The sequence below is a fragment of the Blautia massiliensis (ex Liu et al. 2021) genome, assembly GCF_052064225.1.
GTDB lineage: Bacteria > Bacillota > Clostridia > Lachnospirales > Lachnospiraceae > Blautia_A > Blautia_A fusiformis.
Genome location: NZ_JBQHWA010000005.1, coordinates 70,205 through 90,574, shown reverse-complemented (window position 1 = coordinate 90,574; position 20,370 = coordinate 70,205). Strand labels below are relative to the sequence as shown.

At 43.3% G+C, this 20,370-nt stretch carries 26 protein-coding genes; 23 read left to right on the top strand and 3 right to left on the bottom strand.

From position 1 onward, the window contains the following. Positions 1–9 precede the first annotated feature (9 nt). The 20 genes from rplN (at position 10) to ACTNDQ_RS02990 (ending at position 15,529) form a co-directional block, all read left to right on the top strand. The gene (gene rplN / locus ACTNDQ_RS03085; RefSeq protein ID WP_019162495.1) at positions 10–378 is read left to right on the top strand and encodes a 50S ribosomal protein L14; all 369 of its coding nucleotides are present in this window, start codon (positions 10–12) and stop codon (positions 376–378) included. 11 nt (positions 379–389) lie between these two features. After that, positions 390–701, top strand: a complete 312-nt coding sequence (rplX, locus tag ACTNDQ_RS03080; protein ID WP_320811010.1) for a 50S ribosomal protein L24 — start codon at positions 390–392, stop codon at positions 699–701. A gap of 22 nt (positions 702–723) precedes the next feature. Next, positions 724–1,263, top strand: a complete 540-nt coding sequence (gene rplE, locus ACTNDQ_RS03075; protein ID WP_021650765.1) for a 50S ribosomal protein L5 — start codon at positions 724–726, stop codon at positions 1,261–1,263. Between the two features lie 13 nt (positions 1,264–1,276). Next, positions 1,277–1,462 carry a type Z 30S ribosomal protein S14 gene (locus ACTNDQ_RS03070; RefSeq protein WP_015526927.1) on the top strand — a complete coding sequence of 62 codons (186 nt, stop codon included), beginning with the start codon at positions 1,277–1,279 and terminating at the stop codon, positions 1,460–1,462. A gap of 81 nt (positions 1,463–1,543) precedes the next feature. Then, the gene (gene rpsH / locus ACTNDQ_RS03065; protein ID WP_015526928.1) at positions 1,544–1,945 is read left to right on the top strand and encodes a 30S ribosomal protein S8; all 402 of its coding nucleotides are present in this window, start codon (positions 1,544–1,546) and stop codon (positions 1,943–1,945) included. 96 nt (positions 1,946–2,041) lie between these two features. Continuing rightward, entirely contained in the window at positions 2,042–2,581 is a 540-nt protein-coding gene (gene rplF / locus ACTNDQ_RS03060; RefSeq protein ID WP_015526929.1) for a 50S ribosomal protein L6, read from the top strand. A gap of 17 nt (positions 2,582–2,598) precedes the next feature. After that, positions 2,599–2,967, top strand: a complete 369-nt coding sequence (gene rplR, locus ACTNDQ_RS03055; RefSeq protein ID WP_118513010.1) for a 50S ribosomal protein L18 — start codon at positions 2,599–2,601, stop codon at positions 2,965–2,967. Positions 2,968–2,984: 17 nt separating this feature from the next. Then, positions 2,985–3,494, top strand: a complete 510-nt coding sequence (gene rpsE, locus ACTNDQ_RS03050) for a 30S ribosomal protein S5 (RefSeq protein WP_015526931.1) — start codon at positions 2,985–2,987, stop codon at positions 3,492–3,494. 13 nt (positions 3,495–3,507) lie between these two features. Next, positions 3,508–3,687: a 50S ribosomal protein L30 gene (gene rpmD / locus ACTNDQ_RS03045; RefSeq protein WP_015526932.1), complete on the top strand. Its 180-nt coding sequence runs from the start codon at positions 3,508–3,510 to the stop codon at positions 3,685–3,687. Between the two features lie 12 nt (positions 3,688–3,699). Further along, on the top strand, positions 3,700–4,140 hold the full coding sequence (gene rplO, locus ACTNDQ_RS03040; RefSeq protein WP_015526933.1) for a 50S ribosomal protein L15: 441 nt from the start codon (positions 3,700–3,702) through the stop codon (positions 4,138–4,140). Beyond that, a complete protein-coding gene (secY, locus tag ACTNDQ_RS03035) occupies positions 4,140–5,453 on the top strand; it encodes a preprotein translocase subunit SecY (RefSeq protein WP_015526934.1) in 1,314 nt (437 codons plus the stop codon). Before rplO ends, secY begins: the two co-directional genes overlap by 1 nt. Positions 5,454–5,551: 98 nt before the next feature. Then, complete coding sequence (locus tag ACTNDQ_RS03030) at positions 5,552–6,196, top strand: adenylate kinase (protein ID WP_015526935.1); 645 nt, start codon at positions 5,552–5,554, stop codon at positions 6,194–6,196. Between the two features lie 2 nt (positions 6,197–6,198). Beyond that, positions 6,199–6,957 carry a type I methionyl aminopeptidase gene (gene map / locus ACTNDQ_RS03025; RefSeq protein ID WP_015526936.1) on the top strand — a complete coding sequence of 253 codons (759 nt, stop codon included), beginning with the start codon at positions 6,199–6,201 and terminating at the stop codon, positions 6,955–6,957. 34 nt (positions 6,958–6,991) lie between these two features. Beyond that, a complete protein-coding gene (gene infA, locus ACTNDQ_RS03020; RefSeq protein WP_005428560.1) occupies positions 6,992–7,210 on the top strand; it encodes a translation initiation factor IF-1 in 219 nt (72 codons plus the stop codon). Positions 7,211–7,383: 173 nt separating this feature from the next. After that, entirely contained in the window at positions 7,384–8,532 is a 1,149-nt protein-coding gene (locus ACTNDQ_RS03015) for a hypothetical protein (protein ID WP_441063663.1), read from the top strand. Positions 8,533–8,882: 350 nt separating this feature from the next. Continuing rightward, positions 8,883–10,688, top strand: coding sequence for a histidine kinase (locus tag ACTNDQ_RS03010; protein ID WP_441063661.1), 1,806 nt, complete (start codon positions 8,883–8,885; stop codon positions 10,686–10,688). Further along, positions 10,669–12,294 carry a response regulator transcription factor gene (locus ACTNDQ_RS03005; protein ID WP_441063659.1) on the top strand — a complete coding sequence of 542 codons (1,626 nt, stop codon included), beginning with the start codon at positions 10,669–10,671 and terminating at the stop codon, positions 12,292–12,294. Before ACTNDQ_RS03010 ends, ACTNDQ_RS03005 begins: the two co-directional genes overlap by 20 nt. A gap of 108 nt (positions 12,295–12,402) precedes the next feature. Then, a complete protein-coding gene (locus ACTNDQ_RS03000) occupies positions 12,403–13,674 on the top strand; it encodes an ABC transporter substrate-binding protein (protein ID WP_441063657.1) in 1,272 nt (423 codons plus the stop codon). 92 nt (positions 13,675–13,766) lie between these two features. After that, positions 13,767–14,660, top strand: coding sequence for a carbohydrate ABC transporter permease (locus tag ACTNDQ_RS02995; protein WP_441063655.1), 894 nt, complete (start codon positions 13,767–13,769; stop codon positions 14,658–14,660). Further along, complete coding sequence (locus ACTNDQ_RS02990; RefSeq protein WP_441063653.1) at positions 14,660–15,529, top strand: carbohydrate ABC transporter permease; 870 nt, start codon at positions 14,660–14,662, stop codon at positions 15,527–15,529. The genes ACTNDQ_RS02995 and ACTNDQ_RS02990 overlap by 1 nt, the downstream gene beginning before the upstream one ends. A 97-nt stretch (positions 15,530–15,626) precedes the next feature. Here the strand turns inward: ACTNDQ_RS02990 and ACTNDQ_RS02985 are convergent, their stop codons facing one another. The 3 genes from ACTNDQ_RS02985 to ACTNDQ_RS02975 all read right to left on the bottom strand — a co-directional run bounded on the left by ACTNDQ_RS02985 (position 15,627) and on the right by ACTNDQ_RS02975 (position 18,901). Beyond that, a complete protein-coding gene (locus tag ACTNDQ_RS02985; protein WP_441063651.1) occupies positions 15,627–16,949 on the bottom strand; it encodes a sodium-dependent transporter in 1,323 nt (440 codons plus the stop codon). Between the two features lie 174 nt (positions 16,950–17,123). Beyond that, positions 17,124–17,849, bottom strand: a complete 726-nt coding sequence (locus ACTNDQ_RS02980) for a UTRA domain-containing protein (protein ID WP_441063649.1) — start codon at positions 17,847–17,849, stop codon at positions 17,124–17,126. A gap of 320 nt (positions 17,850–18,169) precedes the next feature. Continuing rightward, positions 18,170–18,901 (bottom strand): YoaK family protein, encoded by a 732-nt coding sequence (locus tag ACTNDQ_RS02975; protein ID WP_279199333.1) that lies wholly within the window; start codon positions 18,899–18,901, stop codon positions 18,170–18,172. Positions 18,902–19,122: 221 nt separating this feature from the next. Here ACTNDQ_RS02975 and rpmJ point away from each other — a divergent pair, with 221 nt between their 5' ends. The 3 genes from rpmJ (at position 19,123) to rpsK (ending at position 20,360) form a co-directional block, all read left to right on the top strand. Continuing rightward, positions 19,123–19,236: a 50S ribosomal protein L36 gene (rpmJ, locus tag ACTNDQ_RS02970; RefSeq protein WP_003022746.1), complete on the top strand. Its 114-nt coding sequence runs from the start codon at positions 19,123–19,125 to the stop codon at positions 19,234–19,236. A 307-nt stretch (positions 19,237–19,543) separates the two neighbouring features. Continuing rightward, complete coding sequence (rpsM, locus tag ACTNDQ_RS02965; RefSeq protein ID WP_008707282.1) at positions 19,544–19,912, top strand: 30S ribosomal protein S13; 369 nt, start codon at positions 19,544–19,546, stop codon at positions 19,910–19,912. Between the two features lie 55 nt (positions 19,913–19,967). Continuing rightward, positions 19,968–20,360, top strand: a complete 393-nt coding sequence (rpsK, locus tag ACTNDQ_RS02960; RefSeq protein WP_015526942.1) for a 30S ribosomal protein S11 — start codon at positions 19,968–19,970, stop codon at positions 20,358–20,360. The last annotated feature ends 10 nt before the right edge of the window (positions 20,361–20,370 follow it).

Genomic DNA, 20,370 nt, shown 5'->3' with positions numbered 1-20,370 from the left:
GAAACCAGTATGATTCAGCAGGAAACTAGACTGAAAGTTGCCGACAACACTGGTGCAAAAGAAATCCTTTGTATTCGTGTTATGGGCGGCTCTACAAGAAGATATGCAAACATCGGTGACACAATCGTTGCTACGGTTAAAGATGCAACACCAGGCGGCGTTGTTAAAAAAGGTGACGTTGTTAAAGCTGTAGTTGTTAGAACTAAAAAAGGCGCTCGTCGTAAAGACGGATCTTACATCCGTTTCGATGAAAATGCTGCCGTAATTATCAAGGATGACTTAACTCCGAGAGGAACACGTATCTTTGGACCAGTTGCCAGAGAGCTTCGTGAGAAGAAATTCATGAAGATCGTTTCCTTAGCTCCGGAAGTATTATAGGAGGGTGCCGAATGTCAGCTATGAAAATTAAAAAAGGTGATACTGTAAAGGTAATCGCCGGAAAAGATAAAGGTAAGGACGGAAAGGTTCTTGCAGTTAACGTAAAAGACAACACAGTAGTTGTTGAGAACGTAAACATGGTTACAAAGCACGCTAAACCGTCCGCAGCTAATCAGAACGGTGGAATCGTGACAAAAGAAGCTCCGCTTCATATCTCCAACGTAATGCTCGTTGTAGACGGAAAAGCTACAAGAGTTGGATTCAAGATGGATGGAGACAAAAAAGTTCGTGTTGCCAAAGTAACAGGAAAGACAATCGATTAATTAAGAGAGGAGGCATATAAAGGTGAGTAGATTAAAAGATCTTTACAAGAACGAGATCATGGATGCCATGACCAAGAAATTCGGATACAAAAACGTAATGGAAGTGCCAAAACTCGAGAAAATCGTTGTTAACATGGGTGTTGGCGAGGCAAAAGAGAACGCTAAACTTCTTGACGCTGCAATCGCAGATATGGAACTTGTTACAGGACAGAAAGCAATCGCTACAAAAGCTAAAAAATCTGTCGCTAACTTCAAAATCAGAGAGGGTATGCCGATCGGATGTAAAGTTACTCTGAGAGGCGAGAAGATGTATGAGTTCGCTGATCGTCTTATCAACCTTGCTCTTCCACGTGTACGTGACTTCCGTGGTGTTAACCCGAACGCATTCGACGGAAGAGGAAACTATGCTCTTGGTATCAAAGAGCAGCTGATCTTCCCAGAGGTTGAGTACGATAAGGTTGATAAAGTAAGAGGAATGGACGTTATCTTCGTTACAACTGCTAAAACAGATGAAGAGGCACGCGAATTACTGACATTATTCAACATGCCATTTGCTAAATAGGAGGAAAAGATTCATGGCTAAGACAGCAATGAAAATTAAACAGCAGCGTAAAGCTAAATTCTCCACAAGAGAGTATACTCGCTGCAGAATCTGTGGCCGTCCACATGCATACCTGAGAAAATACGGAATTTGCAGAATCTGCTTCCGTGAGCTGGCATACAAAGGTCAGATCCCGGGTGTTAAGAAAGCTTCCTGGTAGGCCGAGGCGAAAGCAACTTTTTAATCATTTAAATAATATTCACACGACATGTAAAGTCTGAAGAAAGAGGAGGAAACTTACATGACAATGAGCGATCCGATCGCAGATATGCTTACAAGAATCCGTAACGCAAATACTGCAAAACATGACACTGTAGACGTACCGGCATCCAAGATGAAAATTGCTATCGCAAACATCCTTGTAGATGAGGGATACATTGCAAAATATGATCTGGTTGAGGATGGAGTTGTTAAAACTCTTCACATCACACTGAAATATGGTGAGGACAAAAACCAGAAGATCATCACAGGACTTAAGAGAATCTCCAAACCAGGTCTTCGTGTATACGCAGGCAAGGATGAGCTTCCGAAGGTTCTTGGTGGACTTGGTATCGCAATCCTTTCCACAAACAAAGGCGTTATCACTGACAAAGAGGCTCGTAAGCTTCAGGTTGGTGGCGAGGTACTTGCATTCGTTTGGTAGGCCAAAGCCTCTTAACGAAGCAGTCATATAGCTTTTAAACTGAAAACAGAGAGGGCATGGGCCCTCTCCGACAATCTAAGTAAGGAGGACAAATTTATGTCACGAATCGGAAGACTTCCGGTTGCAATTCCAGCTGGCGTTGAGGTTACAGTCGCAGATGGAAACGTTGTAACAGTAAAAGGACCTAAGGGAACACTTGAGAGAGCACTCCCGACAGAGTTAGAGATCAAAGTTGAAGACGGTCATGTAGTTGTAACAAGACCGAACGACTTAAAGAGAATCAAAGCCCTTCACGGCTTAACAAGAAGCCTTATCCACAACATGGTTGTTGGTGTAAGCGAAGGATACAAAAAAGAGCTTGAGGTTAACGGTGTTGGTTACAGAGCTGCTAAGCAGGGCAAGAAACTTGTACTTAACCTCGGATATTCTCACCCGGTAGAGATGGAAGATCCAGAAGGTCTTGAGTCCACAGTTGACGGAAACAAGATCATCGTATCTGGTATCAGCAAAGAAAAAGTTGGCCAGTACGCAGCTGAGATCAGAGACAAGAGAAGACCTGAGCCATACAAGGGCAAGGGAATCAAGTACGTTGACGAAGTTATCAGACGTAAAGTCGGTAAGACCGGTAAGAAATAATTAAGGAGAGTGAGAATATGATTAACAAAGCATCCAGAAGCGAAATTCGCGAAAAGAAGCATAGAAGATTACGTCATCATTTAAACGGAACTGCAACTACTCCTCGTCTGGCAGTATTTCGTTCCAACAAGCACATCTATGCACAGATTATTGATGACACAGTTGGTAAAACTTTAGTATCCGCTTCTACTCTCCAGAAGGACGTAAAAGCAGAGCTTGAGAACACTGATGATGTACAGGCTGCAGCAAAAGTTGGAGCAGTGATCGGTAAAAAAGCTGTTGAGGCTGGTATCGAGAGCGTTGTTTTCGACAGAGGTGGATATATCTACCACGGAAAAGTTAAAGCACTGGCAGATGCAGCAAGAGAAGCTGGACTGAAATTCTAAGAGGAGGAAAAGAACACATGAAACGTAATCTTATTGATGCTAGTCAGTTAGAGTTAGAAGATAAAGTAGTATCAATCAAGCGTGTTACCAAGGTTGTTAAAGGTGGTCGTAACTTCCGTTTCACAGCTTTAGTTGTTGTAGGTGACGGCAATGGACACGTTGGTGCAGGTTTAGGAAAAGCAGCAGAAATTCCGGAGGCGATCCGCAAAGGTAAAGAGGACGCTATGAAGAAGCTTGTTACTGTTGCAAGAGACGAGAACAATTCCATTACACATGACTTCATCGGAAAATTCGGAAGCGCTGAGATGCTTCTGAAGAGAGCTCCGGAAGGTACTGGAGTTATCGCCGGTGGCCCGGCACGTGCCGTAATCGAGCTTGCAGGTATCAAAAACATCCGTACAAAATGTATGGGTTCCAGAAATAAACAGAACGTAGTTCTGGCAACAATCGCAGGCCTGAGCCAGTTAAAGACTCCGGAAGAGGTTGCAAAGCTCCGCGGAAAATCTGTAGATGAGATTCTGGGTTAAGGAGGATATGGAAATGGCAGATACAATCAAGGTTACACTGGTAAAATCTCCGATCGGTGCAGTACCGAAACACAAAAAAACTGTAAAAGCTATGGGTCTTACAAAGATGCATAAAACAGTTGAGATGCCAGACAACGCTGCAACCAGAGGAATGATTCAGCAGGTGCAGCACCTGGTAAAAGTAGAAGATTAAGGAGGTGCCAGAATGGAATTATCAAACTTAAGACCCGCAGAGGGTTCCAAGCATAGCGATAACTTCAGAAGAGGCCGTGGACATGGTTCAGGAAACGGCAAAACTGCTGGTAAAGGACATAAAGGACAGCTTGCTCGTTCCGGACACAAGAAACCGGGATTCGAGGGCGGTCAGATGCCTTTATACAGACGTCTTCCTAAGAGAGGTTTCACTAACAGAAACTCTAAAGAAATTATCGCAATCAATGTAGACGTTCTCAATCGTTTTGAGGATGGCGCAGAGGTTACAGTTGACAGCTTACTTGCAAGCGGTGCAATCTCCAAGATCGGTGATGGTGTTAAGATCCTTGGAAACGGCGAGCTTACAAAAAAACTTAATGTTAAAGTAAACGCTGTCAGCGAGACTGCAAAAACAAAAATTGAAGCTGCTGGTGGTACAGTAGAGGTGATCTAATGTTTGAGACTCTTAAGAGTGTTTTCAAAGTAAAGGAAATGAGAAGAAAGCTTCTCTATCTGATCTGGATGATATTCGTGATCAGAATCGGATCCCAGCTTCCTGTACCGGGAGTCGACAGTGACTTCTTTAAGCAGTGGTTTGAATCTAATACCGGTGACGCATTCAATTTCTTTGATGCGTTCACCGGCGGTTCCTTTACTCAGATGTCAATTTTCGCATTGAACATCACACCTTACATTACTTCTTCCATTATCATTCAGCTTCTTACCATTGCCATTCCGGCACTGGAAGAGATGCAGCGTGACGGAGAAGAAGGAAGAAAAAAGCTTACAGCAATCACACGTTATGTAACGGTTGGTCTTGCTCTGTTTGAGTCTGTTGCCATGGCAATCGGATTTGGACGTCAGGGTATGATCCCGAACATGAGCTTCCTTAAAGGAATCGTAGTTGTTGCAAGTTTAACAGCGGGTTCCGCAATGCTTATGTGGCTGGGCGAGCGTATTACAGAGAAGGGCATTGGAAATGGTATTTCCATCGTCCTGACTATCAATATCGTGTCCAGGATCCCGAGTGATATGTCCCTTCTTTATGAGAACTTCGTCAAGGGCAAAACAATTGCAAAAGGAATGCTTGCAGCCTGCATCATTGCTGTGATTATTCTGTTTGTTGTAGTGCTCGTACTTATCCTCAACGGAGCAGAGAGAAGAATTCCGGTTCAGTATTCCAGAAAGATGGTTGGACGTAAAATGATGGGCGGTCAGTCCACAAACATCCCGCTCAAGGTAAATACTGCCGGCGTTATCCCGGTTATTTTTGCTTCCTCTATCATGTCTTTCCCGTCGATCATTGCTCAGTTCGCTGGCAAAGGAAACGGAACGGGCATCGGAAGTGAGATCTTAAGAGGACTTTCCTCCAATAACTGGTGTAATCCAAGTCAGATCCAGTACAGCTGGGGTCTGATCGTGTATGTGGTACTTTGCGTATTCTTCGCATACTTCTATACATCAATTACCTTTAATCCGTTGGAAGTAGCCGATAATATCAAAAAGCAGGGCGGTTTTATCCCAGGCATCCGTCCGGGAAAACCGACTTCAGATTATTTGACTAAAATCCTGAATTATATTATATTTATAGGTGCAGTAGGTCTTGTTATCGTGGCCGTTATACCGTTCTTCTTTAACGGTGTGTTCGGTGCGGATGTTTCCTTCGGCGGTACATCTATCATCATCATCGTAGGTGTTATCCTGGAGACCGTTAAGCAGGTGGAATCTCAGCTGCTTGTACGTAATTACAAAGGCTTCCTGAACTAATTGAAAATGAAGGTTGCGGTGCGAAAGTGTCGCAGCCTTGATTTATAAACAGGACTGTCTGAAAATCAGGCAGAAAACAGGAAAATGGAGGGTATGCTATGAGAATTATTATGTTGGGTGCACCGGGGGCAGGTAAAGGTACTCAGGCTAAGAAAATTGCGGCGAAATATGGGATTCCGCACATCTCCACAGGAGATATTTTCCGTGCTAACATCAAAAACGGTACCGAGCTTGGAAACAAAGCAAAAACTTACATGGATCAGGGACTTCTTGTTCCGGATGAACTGACCTGCGACCTTGTTGTTGACAGAATCCAGCAGGATGACGCAAGGGAAGGGTATGTTCTGGATGGTTTCCCGAGAACAATTCCGCAGGCAGAATGTCTGACAGAGGCTCTGAACAAACTTGGAAGCAAAATTGACTATGCGATCGATGTGGATGTGCCGGATGATAACATCGTGAAACGTATGGGCGGACGCCGTGCATGTGTGAAATGCGGTGCAACTTATCACGTTGTATTTGCAGCACCGAAGACAGAGGGGGTCTGCGATACCTGTGGTGACAAGCTTGTACTCCGTGATGATGACAAGCCGGAAACAGTCCAGAAGCGTCTGAATGTTTATCATGAGCAGACACAGCCATTGATTGACTATTACACCACACAGGGTGTTTTGAAGACGGTAGACGGAACCAGGGATCTGAATGAGGTATTCCAGGAGATCGTTGACATCTTAGGAGAATAAGAATGTCCGTAACAATTAAGACACAGCATGAAATCGAACTTATGAGAGAAGCAGGCCATCTTCTTGAGAAGGTGCATGACGGTTTGATCCCTTACATCAAACCGGGTGTCAGCACCAAAGAGATTGATAAGATCGGGGAAGAAATGATCCGGTCTATGGGCTGTATTCCGAACTTTCTGAATTACGGAGGTTTTCCGGCTTCTTTCTGTATCAGCCTGAATGACGAGGTTGTGCATGGAATTCCATCCGAAGAGAAGATTATCCAGGACGGGGATCTGGTTAAGATCGACGCCGGCCTGATTTACAAGGGCTACCATTCTGACGCAGCACGTACCTATGCGGTAGGTGAAGTATCCAAAGAAGCACAGCAGCTTATTAAAGTTACAAGAGAGTGCTTTTTTGAAGGACTGAAAATGGCAAAAGCCGGAAATCATTTAAATGATATTTCCAAAGCCATCGGAGCCCACGCAGCAAAATACCGTTACGGTATTGTACGTGACCTTGTAGGACATGGAATCGGAACTCATCTTCATGAGGATCCGCAGATTCCAAACTTCCCGCAGAAGCGCAGGGGCATCAAGCTCCTTCCGGGAATGACCCTGGCCGTCGAGCCCATGATCAACCTTGGTCGTGCGGACGTGGCATGGCTGGACGATGAGTGGACAGTAGTAACCATGGATGGTTCACTTTCCGCACATTATGAAAATACGATCCTCATCACCGATGGGGAACCAGAGATTCTGACGCTTACGAATCTGTAAGCAGCAATTGTTGTCATGACATAGGAGGTAAAAAATGTCAAAAGCAGATGTGATCGAAGTAGAAGGCACTGTTCTGGAGAAACTGCCTAATGCGATGTTTAAAGTGGAACTGGAAAACAAACATGTGGTACTTGCCCATATCAGCGGTAAACTCCGTATGAACTTCATCCGTATTCTCCCGGGAGATAAAGTAACGATCGAACTTTCTCCGTATGATCTTTCCAAAGGAAGAATCATCTGGAGAGATAAATAAGAAATATTGTAAAAGACGACCTGGTGGCGTTAAGCTGCCGGGTCTTTTTTTGCCTTTTCTGCAGAAAAAGAATTTGAAGTGGAGTTTATCACTCACATTTTTTCACGCTTTAAACATAAAGTGAACAGATTTTGCTGATATAGTATGAGCATACAAAAAAGAGAGGTGTTTATATGAAGAAAAAATATCTTGCAGCAATCTTAGGAGTTATGATAGCAACAACATCTGTTACCACATGCGGGGTAGCGACAACAGAGACAACAACGAATACAGCGGAAAGTTCAGAGAATAAAGAAACAGAAGATACAACAGTAGAGAGTGCAGAAAGCACAGATGATAGTGACAGCAGTGCAGATGTGGATAAAGAGAATTCTGATGAGGAAGATGTGACCTACGGTGAAGTGAAATCTGTGGAAGACGGAAAGATTATCATCGCAGTTGGAACGATGAAAGAAATGGGCGGAACCATGGTCGTAGACGGCGGAACTTACACATCCAACGGTGTAGGATCACCGGCAGTATACTGCACCGCAGATATTGCAGTAAAAGATGCCACACTTACAGCAAACGGATCAGAAGCAGTATGCATCGAAGGCATGAACTCATTGCATCTGTTTGACTGCGATCTCACCGGAAATATGAGCGATTTAAGCCAGAATGACAGCACCTGGACCGTAATCCTCTACCAGAGCATGTCCGGTGATTCCGAAGTAGGAAACAGCACCTTCCAGATGGATGGAGGAACCCTTACATCACAGAATGGCGGTGTGTTCTACACAACCAACACAGAGAGCGACATCACTCTGAATGCTGTAGATATCACATACAACAATGACAATGAGTATTTCCTCCGCTGTACAGGAAATAACAACGAAAGAGGCTGGGGAGAAAGCGGAGCCAACGGAGCAGACTGCGACTTTACCGCAATCAGCCAGGATATGGAAGGTGATGTGATCTGGGACACCATCAGCCAGATTGATTTCTATATGACAGATGGAAGTAACCTTACCGGAGCTATTGTAGACGATGAAAGCTTTGCCGGTAACGGCGGAGATGGCTACTGCAATGTATATGTCAGTGACGACTCTACCTGGACAGTAACCGGCGACAGCACCGTATCCACACTTTCCAATGATGGAACCGTCGTGGATGACTCCGGAAAAACTGTTACGATCAAAGGAACAGACGGAACTGTATATGCAGAGGGCGATAGTGACTATACCATTACGGTAGATAAGTATGAAGATACTACAGACACCTCAGGCAGCGATACAATAGCATCCTGGTTTGACTATGAAGTGGAGAAACCGGAGACACTTTAACCGGATATGTTTCATAAATATCCGCCTGAAATATCAGGTGAGAATATCTGATATAACAATTCAGATTCTGAGCAGATAAATTTGCTACAGTAATTTATGGAACTGCAATAAATGAACAGAAATTATCTCATTCCGGTAGAAATGAGAGTAATGGAACAGTATAAAATAAACAGGAAAAGCGTTTTATACAGACGAATATCTGTATAAAGTGCTTTTTTCTGTCTGAAAATGAAAAACACAAAAAAATACTAGTATTTTTTTACAAGAATATCTAGGGGAAGGGCAGGTGGATTTGCTATAATAAATGACAGTATTGGTATAAATAAAAAACATTTTCGGAGGGCATGTCCATGCTGCACAAAAAAGGAATACGGTTAAAGATACTGATCCTGTGTCTGGGATGTACATTGACAGGATTATTTCTCCAGACACTGCTGTTTCAGAACACTTCTTCACAGCTGATCTATAATCAGGCGAAAAATGACAGTTACCATTCCATGCAGAATATGCAGGATGATCTGCATACATTTATAAAAAATATAGAGAATGGAATGATCGATATCTACAATGAAAAAGAACTGCTTTCAGACCTGAAAAGAAAGACAGATATTGATACCATGCGAACAAAATATAATCGGCTGACCTTCAATATGGCCACACAGAATTTTGACAGTTCCAGCTGGGTAGTATCCATGTATCTGTATGATACAGACCATCAGCTGATCAGCAACTATCAGAGAGCAAAAACGCCAAAACATAATTATCCCAAGGATATATACGATACCAGTATCGAAAATAATGCGCAGAAGGTAAGGGACTATTTTGAATCTGATGATACCGGGATGTTGGTCACAAGCTATTATAATCCTTACCGGGAAAAAGATATCGTCCGTTTTATGCTGAAAATCTATCAGTATGTAACCATAAATGCAAAATGTGGTTACATTGTGTGCGATGTAGACAGCAAAGCACTGAAAAAAATCATCAGCAAATATAATGTTGATGATGAAATGTTCATCTGGATCCAACCGCAGGGAGGCCGGCCTGTGTTATCCTGCGGAAAGCTGGAAGATGACTGCAGATCCAGTTATAAGAAATTGTCAGATATGATCCGGAAAAAAGAAGAGTCCGCACAGGATATCCGAATCAATGACAGAGAACTTTTTTCCGTATATCAGGAAGATTATAATCTGGGGGCATTTTCCATCATGCCGAAAGAATTACTTGCAAAAAATGAGAAAGTTCTGAACCAGAATCTTCTTCTGATCACAATAATCATGTTGGCAGTGACCAGTATTTCCTTTTATTTTGTCAGCAAAAGCTTAAGCAGACCACTGGAGGATATGACAAAAACCGTTAAGCGGATACAGGCAGGAGAAACGCATTTGCGTATGGAAAACCTGAAAGAGGACGAGGCAGGAGAACTGGGAAAAAGTTTTAACAATATGTTGGACCAGATCGAGGGCTTGATCGCAAGAGAATATGAAAACAAACTGCTTCTGAACCATGCGCAGTATCAGGCTTTACAGGCACAGATCAATCCACACTTTCTTTATAATACGTTGGATACTATGGGAAGCATTGCCGAGATAGACGGATGTGACCAGGTCAGTGCGCTGTGTCAGTCGTTGGCAGAGCTTTTCCGCTACAGCCTCAATATGAAAAAGCCGTTTTCCACGGTGTCCCAGGAAATGGTTCATCTGAAAAATTATATTTATATTATGAATATCCGGATGCAGAATCAGATCCAGTATACATTTGATATCAATGACACGATCCTGAACGATGAACTGCCACGTATCTCCATACAGCCACTGGTGGAGAATGCCATCAATCATGGACTGAAAAATTACAAAGGTGAGAAAAAAATTTACATATGTGCTTGTCCGGAAGAACAGAATCTGGTTATTACCGTCGAGGATAATGGAGTGGGAATGTCCGAAGAACGGATCAGGGAGTTGTTTGAGGAAAGCCCGGACCAGGGAGATAAAAGAGATTCCATTGGAATTCTGAATATTCATAAAAGAATGAGGCTTTTGTTTGGAGAACAGTACGGGGTAAAGATTGAGAGCACTCCGGGAAAGGGAACCAGGGTGATACTCACTGTTCCGAGAAAAAAGCAGGGGGGAAATTATTTTGAAGAGCAGAAAATATAAAGTATTGTTTGCAGATGATGAATACTGGACAAGAGAAAAGATCAGGCGGATCATAGACTGGGAAAAGTATTCGCTGGAATTTCTGGAACCGGCGGCAGATGGAGAAGAGGTGTTAAAAAGAATCGGGGAAGAAAAGCCGGATATTCTTATTACAGACATCAATATGCCTTATCTGAACGGAGTGGAACTGCTGAAAAAAATTAAAGAGGTACAGCCGCATCTGCTGACATTTGTGATCAGCGGATATGATGATTTTGATTATGTAAAGGAATCCTTTATGTCCGGCGCCATTAATTATCTTATGAAGCCAGTCAATAAAATAGACCTTGTAAACGCATTGTCCAAAGCTTTGGAAATTCTGGCGGATAGACAGGAAAAGCAGGAATCGGAGAAGAAACAGAAGTTGGATCTTCTGCGGGCATCATCCTTTATTCAGGACCGTGAGTATTCCCAGCTTCTGGATACCAGAGTAACTTCCAGAAACATGAATATGGTACGGACAACTCATATGCAGTTTGCAGGTGCATGCCTGATCCTGATAAAAATCCATGATCTGGGGGAGTTGATGCAGTTGTATGGATATGATATCAATCTTCTTTCTTTTTCTGTGAAGAAGCGTCTGCAGGAAATCTGTGGAAAAGAAGGCGTGATCTTTAACCATGTTTACCGTTCCAATGAATTTCTGATCATTTTGCAGAAAGAAAATGCGCTTGTACAGTATCTGGGACTGAAGATCATTAATGATCTTGCAATCGCAACAAAGAGCCCGATCACAGTTGTGGAATCTGAGCATAATTATTCTACAGAAAATATAGGAGAAGCATATATACAGGATATTTCATGTATGATGCTCAGAAGCTTCGGAAAGAAAAGTGTAGTCATAAAAACCGGAAAAGAGCCGGCAAAAGAAGATGCACAGATTCAAAGCAGGATTTCAGAGACACATATAAGAGAAATCCATAACTGTATGAAAAATAATGACCAGCAGGGTATGAAGAGGCTTATTTTTCAGGAGATCGGTCTTGGCAGGGCAGAAGAAAACAGATGGACATACCTGGAGGTACGGCAGACAGTGATGCGTTTTATCAATATCATACAGGAAGAGTATCTTCGGAAGCAGAGAAAAAAACAGATTCAGGATATGCAGGAACTGAGGGAAATGGCAGATGGAGCTATCGGAACAATGAATACGGAGAAGGTCTGTGAGGTTATGACTGAGATTATAGAGGACTGCATGAATGAGAAGTCTTTGGAAACGAATGATTCCATACGGAATTGCATACAAGAAGCAGCAGAATATGTGGAGGAACATTTTCAGGATAATATCACACTCACATCCCTGTCAGGAATGTTCCATGTGGAAAGCTCCTATTTTTCCAGAATGTTCCGAAAAGAAACAGGGAAAAATCTCATGGTATATCTTTGTGAGAAACGTATGAATAAGGCCATTGAATATATGAAAAAATCTGACCGAAACTTGACAGAGATCGCATTCATGGTAGGATATGACGATTACACGTATTTCAATAAGGTGTTTAAAAAAGTAAAAGGGATGAGTCCAAGAGAGTACAGGAATTCATTGAATGAATCGGAAATTTTAAAATAATGACAACTTATTTTTTCAAATAATTACTAATGCACAAGGCTGTGACTCGGCTATAATGGATTCATCAAATGAAGGACGAGAAGAAACACGAAAAAGGAGGAAGAAAGAATGAAAAGAAAAGCAATGAGCGTGGTGATCGCAGCAAGTGTATTGATCGGAACCATGAGTGGGAGTGCAGTTATGTGCAATGCGGCAGCAGAGGAGGAGCCGGTAACACTTACAATTCTAGCAGGACAGTCCAATACAGATGCCGGTATTGAGGATATGATCGATGAGGCGATGGCAGAAAAATATCCGAATGTAACGCTGGAGTGGGAATGTGTAGACTGGGGAAATGATTTCCAGCCGAAGATGCAGCAGTATATGCAGTCCGGCCTTCCGGATATCATGATCGGAAAAGCACAGGATGTGGCAACTTACGCGCCACAGGGTGTTCTTGGCGAGATTGATTCCAAATATCTGGACCGTGGACTGGATGCGGTAAGAGAAAACGTATCCATTGATGGAAAAGCTTACGGAATGGTTTTCAACGCACTGTACCAGGGTGTTTACTACAACCGCACCATGTTTGAGGAAAACGGATGGGAAGTTCCGAAGACTCTGGATGATCTGCAGGCGATCATTGATGACTGTAATGAAAAGGGAATCACACCTTTTGCAAGCCACATGGTAGATACCTGGTCTATCGGAAATGTGACCATGCAGTTTGCAATGAACGATGTATTTAATAAAACTCCTGACTGGGGTGACAAATTCCGTGCCGGCGAGGTAAGCTTCTCCGATGACAAAGATATGCAGAATGCTTATAACTACAACAAACTGATCTATGACAATACATTCAAGGATACATTCTCCACAGAGCAAACAGACTGTGATGCAAAAATGGTTCTTGGAGAAGCAGCGATGAAGGTTTCCGGTTCCTGGTCTATCCAGAACTTCCTGGATATTGACGAGAACTTTGACTTTGGTATTTTCCCGTTCCCGAATCAGACCGGCGATTCCAAACTGATCTTTGAGCCGAATATCACCATTATGACAAGTGCAAAGACAGAGCATCAGGAAGCAGTAGATGCATTCCTGGATGTTATGACATCGGATAAAGATCTGGCAGTTGAGATTCTTGACTATACAAAGACGTCTTCCATGCTGAAAGATGTATCACCGACATTCAATAACCCGATCCAGAAAGATATCGACCAGTATGCGGCAGATAATAATATTGTGGATGTAACTCTTGGAAACAATCAGCTCGTATGGGGCGGCTTCCAGGAAGAAAATGCAAAAGATATTGCTGCATGGCTTCAGGGTGAAGAGTCCTTTGAAGACTGTCTCAAAGCGGCAGATGGAAGAGTTGATGCAAGCAGTGCAAGTGCAGAATAAAAAGTTAAAACAGATGTAAAGGGGAGGGTATAGATCCCTCCCCTTTTGTAAACTTTCGTGAGCATAAAATGGCGGCAGAATGGAGCGATATTATGAAAAAAAACAAGAATTCTTCAAGTATTGAAAAGCGTATGGTCAGGCAGTATCTGGTTCTGGTACTTCCGGGAATGATCATTTTTACAATAGGTCTGATTATTCCACTGATTCTTTCTTTCCGGTATTCTCTGACAGACTGGGATGGAATGACTCCGGAGAAAACTTTTGTGGGGATCCAGAATTACATAAAACTTTTTAAAGATAAAGACTTTCTGGATGCCTGGTGGTTTACCATCAAATTTACTATTGGAAATACTGTGATCCAGAACATTCTGGCACTTCTTTTTGCAGTTGCGCTGGACAGCGGGATCCGTGCACAGAAAATGTATCGTGCGGCATTTTTTATTCCATGTCTGATCAGTGCGGTAGTTGTAGGTTTTGTATGGCTGAAAATGTTCTCCAACGTGCTTCCTGCTATCAATGACTGGCTGGGAACCAATTTTAATTTCATGCTGTTTGGAAGCCCGGATACGGTTCTTGGAGGGCTTCTCATTGCAAATAACTGGCAGTGGGTAGGATATTGGATGCTGATCTATCTTGCAGGACTTCAGTCCGTACCAGCAGAACTTTATGAAGCTGCAAAAGTAGACGGCGCAAATGCGATCCACAGATTTTTCAATGTTACGATTCCGATGCTTGCTCCTGCCATCACGATCTGCGTAGTTGGAATCACAACAGGTTCTCTGAAGGTATATGATCTTCTGGTAACATCCACAAAAGGAGGACCGGGAAGAGCTTCCACATCTGTTATTTATAAAACATATACAACAGCCATCAATGGAAGACAGTATGGTTACGGCTCTGCAATGACAGTCACACTTGTATTTGCTCTTTTACTTGTGGCTCTGATCCAGGTAAAAGGATTGCGTAAAAAGGAGGTACAGGCATAATGGCAGGCTTAAGAAAAAAAGAAAAAGATGAGACAGCAAAACAGCCTTATACCAAAACAACAGCTATCGTACAGGTTATTATGACTTTATGTGCAATTATTTATCTTGCGCCGATCTTTATTATTTTGAATTATTCCTTCAAAACAAAGAAAGAACTGTACCTGGAAAGCCCGCTGTCCCTTCCGAAGTCACTGAACCTGGAAAACTATATCAAGGCTTTCGATAAGCTGAATATGAAAGCAACGTTTATCAACACGTTTGTTTACACAGGAATCAGTGTCCTGATCCTTGCTGTATTGTGTGGAACAACAGCATGGGCGATCGCAAGATGCCACAGAAAGTTTTTCAAATTTGCGTATGTATATTTTATTGTGGGAATCCTGATCCCGTATCAGGCGCTGTTTCTGCCAATCTATACGATCGGTTACAAAATGCATCTTACTAATACGAGATATGGGATCATATTGATGTATGTCGCCACAGGACTGTCTTTTGGAGTTTTTCTGATGACTAGCTTTATGAGTACGGTTCCTCTGGAACTGGAGGAATCAGCCAGAATTGACGGGTGTTCTGTTTTTCAGACATACTTTAAGATCGTGCTTCCGCTTCTGAAACCGGCGATGGCAACGCTAGTCATCATGCAGTCTTTTCAGATCTGGAATGATTATCTTCTTGCCAGCCTTTATGTGAGCAAAAAACAGTTGAAAACCCTGACTGTGGCGATCCAGTCCCTGTTTTCGGCACAGAGCAGTGATTATACTACTGCAATGGCAGCAATCGTCATTTCGGTTCTTCCGATCGCAGTTCTGTTTATGTCACTGCAGAAATATTTTATCAAAGGAATGACGGTCGGAGCTGTAAAAGGCTAAAGGTGAATGAATGATTTATAAAATATAAAGAAAAACCTGTGTGCTTTCTCTTAAAGAAAACACACAGGTTTTTTTGCTGTACACAGATGAAAAAAATTTATCCGATCCCGCCCAGCACAACACCAAGGATTAGCACCAGAAAGCATACCGGAATATAAAGATATTTACACACCGGATAAAAATATTTCGTGAATGGTTTCTCGCGGCCTTTGTTGACCTGGCTTTCCACATAGCTTCGGCCGAAGATCCAAAAGAACATGATCCCTGCAAGTCCTGCGCCGAGAGGACAGATATAGATGGAAAGTACATCCATCCAGTCAGAAACAATGCCCTGGATAAGAAGCGAAACCACAACGCCGATCACTGAGATCACCATGCAGGAAGGGATCCGGCCAAGACCTGTTTTTTCCTGAACTGTGGCAATAGGAGCTTCATAAAGGTTCATAAGCGAGGTCATGCCTGCAAGGAACACAGCTACGAAAAAGATGATGGCAATGATCCGTCCGCCAGGCATGGTTTTGATCAGGTGTGGCAGGTAGATGAACAGAAGTCCGGGACCGCCCTGGTCAAGCTTGGCACCTGTGGTAGCCATGGCCGGAATGATAACAAGTGCTGCCAGCATAGCAGCCAGAGTATCAAAAAGTGCTACCCTTGCAGCAGATGCAGGGATATCTTCGCTGTCCGGAAGATAAGATCCGTAGATCAGTGTACCGTTGCCTGCAACAGACAGGGAGAAAAATGCCTGTCCAAGTGCGAAGATCCAGGTGGAAGGCTTTGCCAGAACTTCCGGCTCCACGCGGAAGATATAGCGGTATCCGGCAGCAGCTCCCGGCTGAAAGGCAACATAGATGCCAAGGATCACAAACAGTATAAAGAAGATAGGCATCATCACTTTATTGGCCTTTTCGATGCCGCTTCCAACGCCGTACATCAGGATAAACATGCAGATCACAAGAGCAGCCAGCTGCCAGAGATTATTTCCCCAGGCAGAGGCCATGCCTCCGAATTTGGCGCCAAAGGACTCAATATCTGCCGGTGCCAGGGTAGATCCTGTAAAGGTTCCGAGCATATATCGGAAGATCCATCCCATAACAACCGTATAACCGATAGCCATGGCCAGTGCACCGATCACCGGTATCCAGCCCAGTGTTTCGCCCAGCCTTCGTCTGCATTTGGTTTCGCAGGCCATGCCGAAGGCGTCAATGGGCCCGGAACGTGTCCCGCGGCCAAAGCTCATCTCACCGATCACCCCGGTAAAGCCGATCAGTGCCACAAAAATAAAATACGGGATCAGGAACGATCCCCCGCCATACAGGGAAACTCTGGTGGGAAACATCCAGATATTTCCCATTCCAACCGCAGACCCGATGCAGGCCAGAATGAACCCCCAGCGGCTGTTAAAAGATTCTCGTTTTTTCATAAAAATAAAATTTCCTCTCTCCGTTGATCGTTTCAGTATAACATAATTTTGGAAAATAGGAAACTGCAGCATCTATACAGATCCAGGTATCTATACAGATCCAGGCGGATATTTGTGAGCCACATTTGTCACCTGCTCATAACCGTATAGCTGCGAAGCAGTTATGAGCCGGGCTCATCGGCGCAGGGCATTATCATAAAATCGAAAATGATCCGGTCTGTGCCGTGACTGGGTATACTCAAACATCACACCGTCACTGTTATAAGTCTGGCTGGACACCACAGCCACGCAGTTATAATCCTTTACATTCAGATGAAGATATTTTTCATCAATTTCTGTAACCTTTTCCATAGTCATGATACGTTTGCTGTTGACAATGGACATATGAAGCACCTGTTCCAGATATTCATAGATAGAATGACTGGCAATCTCGGCAGTAAGGCCGGGAACGGATTCCTTCAGAAAATAATTATGGTTGATGATCAGCGGGATATCTTCAAGATAATGGATACGCTGAATATAATATACTTCTGCACCAGCGGGAAATCCTGTGTAAGCTGACTGATTTTTGCTGATACAAAGCTCTGTAAAAAGAGCCACCTCCGTATGGGCATTCTGACCGTTCCTTGCAGCAGATTCCTTGAAGGTTTCGATCTCTCCGATGGTGAAAGCAGTCTTCTCGTTTGGACGGTAGATATTGCGGACACCTTTTCCCTGCATGGTCTGTACATAGCCGTCACTGACAAGAAGACTGACCGCACGTCGCAGAGTATTGCGGGAGCAGCCGTAAGTCTGGATCAGAGTGTTTTCGGAAGGCAGAAGCTCCTGATAGGCAAAGGTGTTGTCCTCTATTTTCATTTTCAGATCTTTATAGATATCTTCGTAAATACTTTTGGGCATTTCAATTCTCCATTCATGTTCGGTCAAAAATATATAGCAGGATTTATGATTTCTGGAATAATTATAAAAGATTTTCCCGGTAAGTGCAATGTAAATACCGTGAAATGTTTAAACAAGTTACAGAGCATATTGATATGTTATGAGGATAGTATGAGAAATATAGATGAAATCAATTTGCGGCCATTCAAAATCATAATACTGGATTTCGAACGCATATAAGCTGTAAGCGTCAGAGGGGCTTACGCGTAAACAAAAAAAGGAAATGTGACAGTGTAAAAACAGATCACATTTCCTCTTATTTTATCAAAGCTAAAATAAAGTCAGGCCTCTTTTTTCTTACAGGAAAGATTTCTGAAGCTGCTGCCGTCAGAAGCTGTGCTTCGGGTAACTGCCGGTGTATCGGCTACGGTATTCCGGTCTGCACTGATCAGCCATACAGCATAGAAGGCAGGAACCAGACAGAGCCATACGCCTGAAAGACCGCAGGTCATATACAGGATCAGAGACAAAGCTGCACCTGTATGAAAAGAAAGCAGCGTCATTCCGTAGAATTTTGCTTTATCGCACTGTGCGCTGTCCTTTTTCATAAGGAACTGAGTGACAGCTGTGGTGAACTGGCGAAGGTTGTTGGTGGAAAAGATCGTGGAGCTGTTATATCCGCCGGGAGCCTTGAAGGTACACCACTGGAAAGGCATTGCAAAGAACACGGGGTAAAGAGCCACAACCGGAGACATTCCGGAAGGAAAGAATCCCAGGAGCAGGATCGCAAAGATATCGATCCCGATACTGATAAAACGAAGATCTGCGGAAAAATGCTCTGGGATCCAGACCGTAAGGATAACAGCAGCCATATATATGAGAAGCGCACCCACACGCAGAAGCATATCCGAAAAATCCCTGCCTATGAGATCCCGCACAACACCAAGAAGATTGGCTGTCTGGGCATTGCCGAAGAGATCAGCTCTTGACACAATGGCATAAAGCCCCAGGTATCCACCGATAAAAGATAAGGTGTAATGTATCAGAAAACGATATTTCATTTCCGTATGCATATGTAAAGATTCCTTTCATTAAAATAGGCAGATTCCATATGTCTGCCGGACTTTGCCACCCATTATAATACAGCCTGTAAAAAAAATCAAAAATTTTTTAAATTTTTTCTTGCATTTCAGGAAAACAGGTGTTAGTATATATTTCAAGCGCGCAAATACTGTGTATGAGTGCGCCTGTGAAACTGCAGATATGAGACTAATTTACGGAAGGAGGATTTCCAGTGAAAGTAAGATCATCTGTAAAGCCGATCTGCGAGAAGTGCAAGGTCATTAAGAGAAAGGGATCCATCAGAATCATCTGTGAGAACCCGAAGCACAAACAGCGTCAGGGTTGATTCCCATATCGGAACTTCTTTGGAATGTTTGTGAAACGTGCGGCTGCGGTATGAAACACCCGGCAGGGTTGTTCTACTGAACAGATAATAAGCATGTATTGCCTAATACCGAGAGGCAACAGCGGTTAAGATCCGCAATTTCGGAAAGGCTGTGATTCGCCAATTACAGCTGGGTGTTTTACCGAGGCACCCCAATTAGGAAACTAGAAAAGAAAGCGGCAGGTCGATATGTCCCATTTCACCTTGCGAGAGCAAGTGACATACGATATGCGGAACTTTCAGAAACAGAAAATGGAGGAAACAGTACATGGCTCGTATAGCTGGTGTAGACTTACCAAGAGAGAAACGTATTGAAATCGGTCTTACCTACATTTATGGAATTGGTAGACCAAGCGCAGACAAAATTCTTGCTAAAGCAGAGGTTAATCCTGACACACGTGTCAGAGATCTGACTGATGACGAGGTTAAGAGACTGAGCGCTGTTATTGATGAGACAATGACAGTAGAAGGTGATCTGAGAAGGGAAATCGCCCTTAACATCAAGAGACTGCAGGAGATTGGATGCTACAGAGGTATCCGTCATCGTAAAGGACTCCCGGTTCGTGGTCAGAAGACTAAGACAAATGCGAGAACTCGCAAGGGACCGAAGAGAACTGTTGCAAACAAGAAGAAATAATTTATAGATATAACTAATTAATTTCAATAAAAGGAAAGTGTAGGTTAGTTTTAAAATGGCAAAAGTTACAAAGAAAACGACAAAACGTCGTGTCAAGAAAAACGTTGAACACGGACAGGCACACATTCAGTCTTCCTTCAACAATACAATCGTCACACTGACAGATAACGAAGGAAACGCTCTTTCATGGGCAAGTGCCGGTGGTCTTGGATTTAAAGGTTCAAGGAAATCTACCCCTTATGCAGCACAGATGGCAGCAGAGACTGCAACAAAGGCTGCTTTAATTCATGGATTAAAAACAGTAGACGTTATGGTAAAAGGCCCGGGCTCAGGCCGTGAAGCTGCAATCCGTGCGCTTCAGGCATGCGGACTTGAAGTAACCAGCATTCGTGACGTAACTCCGGTTCCTCACAACGGATGCCGTCCACCAAAACGCAGAAGAGTCTAATTAGGAGGTA